The sequence below is a fragment of the Streptomyces sp. McG3 genome (assembly GCF_018619185.1).
In the GTDB taxonomy this organism is placed as follows: domain Bacteria; phylum Actinomycetota; class Actinomycetes; order Streptomycetales; family Streptomycetaceae; genus Streptomyces.
Genome location: NZ_JAAXYC010000085.1, coordinates 21,990 through 27,989, shown reverse-complemented (window position 1 = coordinate 27,989; position 6,000 = coordinate 21,990). Strand labels below are relative to the sequence as shown.

Below are 6,000 nucleotides of genomic sequence, written 5' to 3'. Positions count from 1 at the left end.
CCCTTTGACTTCCCCCATCCGCGATATATCGTGTTCCGTACGAGACGCGATATGTTGCGTTGCCACGCTTCCCGGGAGGTCACATCCATGCCTGTGTCGACATGGACCATCGGCGAGCCGCGGAAGCTCGCCTTCGAGGATCCGGTGACAGCGCTCCACGTGCGTATCGTCGACGGCACGGTCAACGTGGTCGGGACCGACGAGCCGGAAGCCCGGCTGGAGATCTCCGCGATCGAGGGCCCGCCGCTGATCGTGACCCAGGAGGACGGCCGGCTGACCGTGGCCTACGAGGACCTGCCCTGGCAGGACCTCCTGCGCTGGTTCGACCCCAAGAACCGCCGCCGCAGCGCCGTGGTCACGCTCGTCGTGCCGGCCGCTGCCTCGGTCGAGGTCGGCGTGATCGGTGCCGGTGCCGTCGTCTCCGGTATCAGCGGCCGCACGGAGGTCCGGGGCATCACCGGTGACTCCACGCTCGTCGGGCTGACCGGCGCGGTGCGCGGGGAGTCCGTGTCGGGCAGCCTGGAGGCCCAGAGCGTCACCGGGGACCTGCGCTTCCACTCCGTGTCCGGCGATCTGACGGTGGTCGACGGGGCGGGGACCTCGGTGCGGGCCGAGTCGGTCAGCGGTGCCATGGTGCTGGACGTCGACCCGTCCGGGCAGCCCACGGACATCCGGCTGGCCACGGTGACCGGCGAGATCGCGATCCGGCTGCCGCACCCGGCCGACGCCACGGTCGAGGCGAACACCGCGAGCGGGGCCGTCTCCAACGCCTTCGAGGACCTGCGGGTCGGCGGGCAGTGGGGCGCGAAGAAGATCACCGGCACGCTGGGCGCCGGGACGGGGACCCTGCGGGCGACGACCGTGTCCGGTTCGATCGCCCTGTTGCGCAGGCCACCCGCCGAGGACGACGCGTACGCCGCCGAGCCGACCGGAAAGGTTCTCTGACATGCCTCCCGTATTCGCCCACGGCCGTCTGCGGCTGTACCTCCTCAAGCTCCTGGACGAGGCTCCCCGCCACGGCTACGAGGTCATCCGCCTGCTGGAGGAGCGCTTCCAGGGCCTGTACGCCCCGTCCGCGGGCACGGTCTACCCGAGGCTGGCCAAACTGGAGGCCGAGGGCCTGGTCACCCACGCCACCGAGGGCGGCCGCAAGGTCTACTCGATCACCGACGCGGGGCGCGAGGAGCTGGCCGGCCGGGGCGGCGAACTGGCCGACCTGGAGCTGGAGATCCGCGAATCGGTCTCCGAGCTGGCCGCCGAGATACGCGACGACGTACGGGGCGCGGCGGGCCGGCTCCGCAGCGACATGCGGGCGGCGGCGTCGGAGTCCCGGCAGGGCACGAAGGCCGGGGCCGGGAGCGGCCGGGAGCGGACGAAGGGCGAGCCGTCCTCCCCCTTCGATGACTTCGGCGACTTCGGCCGTCTGGGCGACCTCGGCGAGAGCGAGACGTGGCGCACGGCGAAGGAGGAGCTGAACCGGGCCAAGCAGGTGTGGAAGGAGCAGGCACGCCGGGCGAAGGACGAGTCCCGGCGCGCCCGCGAGGACGCCCAGCAGGCCCGCCGCCAGGCCAGGGAGGCCCAGGAGAAGGCGCACGAGCAGATGCAGACCGCCGCCCGCCAGGTGCAGGAGCACTTCGCGCGGGGCGACTGGCCCTCCGGGGTGCGGGAGGGCCTCGCGGAGATCACCGGCCAGCTCGGCGGCTTCGCACGCTCCGGAGCCTGGCCCCCGTTCGGCAAGCCAGGGGCGGAGTCCGCCCCGGCGGCCCCGGTTCCCGACGACGGCTTCGACTGGGCCGAGGACGCGCCGGCCACGGGCGACCCGGTGCGTGACCTGGACCGCCTGCTGGACCGTTTCCGCGACGGCATCCGGGACACGGCCCGCGATCACGGGGTGACGGAGACCCAGCTCGCGGAGGCCCGCCGCCATCTGGGGGCGGCGACGGCGCGGATCGAGGCGCTGCTGACGGCGCAGGACGAGCGGAAGACCTGAGCCGAGGGGGCCCGGGTGGCACGGAACAGGGGCGGGCGTCCGGTGCCGGACGCCCGCCCCTGTTCCGTTCGTGGGCCCGCCCGCGCCCTGTTCGGGCGGGCCGCCGCTCCGGTCCGGGGCCACCCCCGCCCTGTTCGGGCAAGCCCCGTTCCGTACGCCCGTCTCACCCGGCCTCGGCGTGCCCCTGACTCCCGTCGGCGTCGGGGCCGTACAGCGCGCGCCGCACCGTCGCGTAGGTCGCGCCGTGCTCGGCGAGGACGTCGGCGACGACTCCGGGCTTCGCCGTGAGGGCCAGGAGCAGGTGTTCCTCGCCGATGAAGCGGTCACCGCGGCCCAGGGCGACCCGTAGCGAGTTCTCCAGGACGGTCTTCGCTCCCGGGGTGAAGGGGCGGTGCCCCGACCACCACCACCGGCGGCCGCCCCGGCCGGTCGCCAGGGCTCCTTCGCCGTGGGCGCCCTCGACCCGGGAGACGATCGCGCCGATGTCGATCCCGATACCGGCGAGCGCGTCGGTGTCGGCCCTGGTCAGGCCGCCGCGGCGGCGGGCCTCGGCGAAGGCGGCGTCCAGGGAGGCGCGGCGGTCGTGGAGGCCGAGTGCGGTGACGGCGAACGAGGCCCGGCCGCCCTCCTGTTCCAGCAGTGCGAGCAGCAGGTGTTCCTCGGTGACCGAGTCGGCCCCGACGCGCTCGGCCTGCGCCACCGCGCCCTTCACGGTGGCGCGGGCCCCTCGGGTGAATCGCTCGAACATCAACGCCTCCCGTACTTCTTGTGCACGGCCTGCCGGCTGACGCCCAGCTCGGCGGCGATCTCCTGCCACGACCAGCCCTGGACGCGGGCACTTCTGACTTGTACGGCTTCGAGCTGCTCCAGCAGCCGCCGCAGCGCGGCCACCGCCCGCAGCCCGACGCGCGGGTCGCGGTCACCGGCACGTGCGGCCAGATCCGTTGCTTCGGTCATGACGTCAACCTACATTGACAGACGCCTCTCGTCAATCAAAGTTGACATCATCGTCGGCCAGGCGGGCGTGCCGCTCGACGTCGTACCGGACGTCGCCGTAGCGCAGCTTGGCCCGCTCGATGCCCTCGGGCGCGAATCCGGACCGGGTCGCGACCCGGCAGGAGGCCGGGTTGTCGGTGCGATGGCCCAGCTCCAGCCGGTACAGCCCGAGCTCGCCGAAGGCCCAGCGCGCCAACGCCCGCACACCGGCCGGGGCGACACCCCGGCCGCGCGCCTCCTCCGTGGTCCAGTAGGAGACCCAGCCGGTGTCGTGGGTCGGGCTGACGGCGCCGACGGCGACACAGCCGAGGGCCTCGCCCGCCTCCCCCACCACGGCCCAGGAGTAGCCGGTGCGCGCACCCCGCTCACGCGTGCGGTCCGCGATCCAGGCCAGCGCCCCGGGCCGGTCGAACACCGGCCGGTCCGTCTGGCGGTCCATTTCGGCCGGGGCGAAGGCGCGGAGCACCGCCGAGGCGTCGACGGGCTCCCAGGGGCGCAGCAGAAACCCTTCAGGGGTGGTCAGTTCGTCCATACGGGCCACCTTCCCGCACGGTCACCACCACCTCGCTCCCGGGCCACGCCCGTACGACCGGCCATCCCCCGCGCGACGACGCACCGGGGCCGCCGGCGACCCACCCCGGGCCGGTGACGGAGACACGCCAGCCCCGGGGCGAGGGCGGGAGGGACAGCTCCGTCACCCCGGGGCGGGCGGCGGCACGGTAGGCGAGGCGGTAGGAGCGGGTGTCCGCGTCGTATGACTCGGAGCGGACGGCCCCCGCGACGGCCGGGGCGTACGGGGTGGCCGTCCGCTCCTTGTTCGTACGGAAGCGGCCCCGCTCGTCGACCGCGCAGTAGCCGCCGCCGTAGCACCAGACGTACCCCGCCCAGCCGGAGCTGTAGCGGTTCAGGGAGTCGACGGCCTCGCGGTAGAAGCGGCCCATGTTGGGGAGGGAGTTGTTCAGGGGGCCCCACTCGCCGACGACCACGGGCATCTTGTGGCGGGCCGGATAGGCGGTGACGGCGGCCTCGTACGCCTCGATCCAGCCGGCCCGGGGGTCGTAGTCCGCACCCGCCTCCATGGCGGTGTTGTAGAAGTGCGGGGCGTACACGGTCCGGCGGTCCTCGATCCGGCCGAGCCCGGTGGGGACGCCCTCGCCGACGATGGGCGTCGGCTCGACGAAGAGCCAGGTGTCGCGGTCCTTCGCCCGGACGGCACGGGCGAGGCGGTTGTACATCGGGGTGAGGTGCTGGGCCTCGATCCGGCGGGCTGCGGCCGGCAGGTCCTCGCCCGCCCGCAGCTCCCCCATCGGTTCGTTGATCAGGTCGTAGCCGATCACGGCCGGGTGATCGCGGAAGCGCTCCGCGAGCACCTGCCACATGGCGGCCTGGGCGCGCTGGAGGTCGGGGTCCTCGTAGAGGTGGGTGAAGGCCCGCTGAACGGCGGGCTGGAAGTACTCGGAGAACCAGTCGTCGGGGTTCGGGGTGAACGGGAGCCCGTCGGTCCTGGTGGCCCAGGCGGGGATGCCCCGATGCCCGAACGCGGGCCCGAAGACGTCCTGGTGGGCGTCGATGAGGACATGGACACGGTGCTTGCGCGCCCAGTCCAGGACGCGTTCGACGCGCCGGAGGTAGCGCTCGCTGTACTGGCCGCGCGTGGGCTCCAGATCGTCCCAGAAGACCAGCAGCCGGGCGAAGTTGAAACCGTGTCCGCGCAGGTCGCGGAAGTGCCGTTCGGTGACGGCGCTGAGGGCGGCCTCGCCGCGGTTCGCCTTGTCCTCGACGTTCCAGCCGCGCAGGGTGAGGGTGCGGCCCCGGTCGTCGGTCAGTGGCGGGACGGCGCGTTCGCGGGGCTCGGACGCCGGTACGGGTGCGGATACGGGGCGCGCCGAGGCGGCGGGGGCGAGGGCCCCCGCCGCGAGCACGGACGCGACGACAACTGCCATGAGTGCTCTGCCCATTCGCATGGGCGGCATCCCATCAGCAAAGCTGACACTTGTTCAAGTATGCTTTACCGACGAGTCCTTGGCGGAGCTACGAGGTCGGCGTGAGCACGATCTTCCCGAAGAGGTCGCCCGACTCCAGCCGCCGGAACCCCTCCCGGGCCCGGTCCAGCGGCAGCACCTCGTCGATGACCGGCCGTACGCCGGTGGTCGCGCAGAAGGCGAGCAGGTCCTCCAGCTCGTCCTTGGACCCCATGGTGGAGCCGACGACCTTCAGCTCCAGGAAGAAGATCCGGGTCAGCTCGGCGTGGGCGGGCCGGTCGCCGCTGGTGGCCCCGGAGATGACGAGGGTGCCTCCGGGGCGCAGCGACTTCACGGAGTGGGACCAAGTGGCGGCCCCCACGGTCTCGATGACGGCGTCCACCCGCTGCGGCAGCCGGGCGCCGGGCTCGTACGCCTCCAGCGCGCCGAGTTCGACCGCCCGCTCGCGCTTGGCCCGGTCCCGGCTGGTGGCGAAGACCCGCAGCCCGGCGGCCTTGCCGAGCACGATCGCGGCGGTGGCGACCCCGCCGCCGGCGCCCTGGACGAGTACGGAGTCGCCGGGCCGGACACCGGCGTTGGTGAACAGCATCCGGTACGCGGTGAGCCAGGCCGTCGGCAGGCAGGCGGCCTCCGCGAAGCTGAGCTCCTTCGGCTTGGGCAGGACGTTCCAGGTGGGGACGGTGACCTGCTCGGCGAAGGTGCCCTGGTAGCGCTCGGTGAGGATGGAGCGGGGCTCCTTCGGCCCGACGCCGTGCCCCGACTGCCCGATGACGGAGTGCAGGACGACTTCGTTGCCGTCCTGGTCGACGCCGGCCGCGTCGCAGCCGAGGATCATCGGCAGCCGGTCCTGCGAGAGGCCCACGCCCCGCAGGGACCAGAGGTCGTGGTGGTTGAGGGAGGCGGCCCGGACGGTGACGGTGGTCCACCCGGGACGCGCCTCGGGGGCCGGGCGATCACCCAGCTCCAGTCCGTCGAGGGGCTGGTCGGGATCGATACGGGCTGCGTAGGCGGCGAACATGGCTCGACGATAGG

At 73.3% G+C, this 6,000-nt stretch carries 7 protein-coding genes; 2 read left to right on the top strand and 5 right to left on the bottom strand.

Annotation, left to right across the window (positions count from 1 at the left end; all coding sequences use genetic code 11):
- The first annotated feature begins 87 nt into the window (after positions 1 to 87).
- Entirely contained in the window at positions 88 to 945 is an 858-nt protein-coding gene (locus HET64_RS16460) for a DUF4097 family beta strand repeat-containing protein (protein ID WP_215106254.1), read from the top strand.
- A gap of 1 nt (position 946) precedes the next feature.
- Positions 947 to 1,990 carry a PadR family transcriptional regulator gene (locus HET64_RS16455; RefSeq protein WP_215106252.1) on the top strand — a complete coding sequence of 348 codons (1,044 nt, stop codon included), beginning with the start codon at positions 947 to 949 and terminating at the stop codon, positions 1,988 to 1,990.
- A 163-nt stretch (positions 1,991 to 2,153) separates the two neighbouring features.
- Here the strand turns inward: HET64_RS16455 and HET64_RS16450 are convergent, their stop codons facing one another.
- From HET64_RS16450 to HET64_RS16430, 5 genes are all read right to left on the bottom strand, one after another.
- Complete coding sequence (locus tag HET64_RS16450) at positions 2,154 to 2,738, bottom strand: Clp protease N-terminal domain-containing protein (protein ID WP_215106250.1); 585 nt, start codon at positions 2,736 to 2,738, stop codon at positions 2,154 to 2,156.
- Positions 2,738 to 2,947, bottom strand: a complete 210-nt coding sequence (locus HET64_RS16445; protein WP_006127526.1) for a sigma factor-like helix-turn-helix DNA-binding protein — start codon at positions 2,945 to 2,947, stop codon at positions 2,738 to 2,740. The genes HET64_RS16450 and HET64_RS16445 overlap by 1 nt, the downstream gene beginning before the upstream one ends.
- A 31-nt stretch (positions 2,948 to 2,978) precedes the next feature.
- Positions 2,979 to 3,518 (bottom strand): GNAT family N-acetyltransferase, encoded by a 540-nt coding sequence (locus HET64_RS16440; RefSeq protein ID WP_215106248.1) that lies wholly within the window; start codon positions 3,516 to 3,518, stop codon positions 2,979 to 2,981.
- Positions 3,496 to 4,929 carry a cellulase family glycosylhydrolase gene (locus tag HET64_RS16435; RefSeq protein WP_215106246.1) on the bottom strand — a complete coding sequence of 478 codons (1,434 nt, stop codon included), beginning with the start codon at positions 4,927 to 4,929 and terminating at the stop codon, positions 3,496 to 3,498. Before HET64_RS16435 ends, HET64_RS16440 begins: the two co-directional genes overlap by 23 nt.
- A gap of 88 nt (positions 4,930 to 5,017) precedes the next feature.
- Entirely contained in the window at positions 5,018 to 5,986 is a 969-nt protein-coding gene (locus tag HET64_RS16430) for a zinc-binding dehydrogenase (protein ID WP_215106244.1), read from the bottom strand.
- Positions 5,987 to 6,000: the final 14 nt, after the last annotated feature.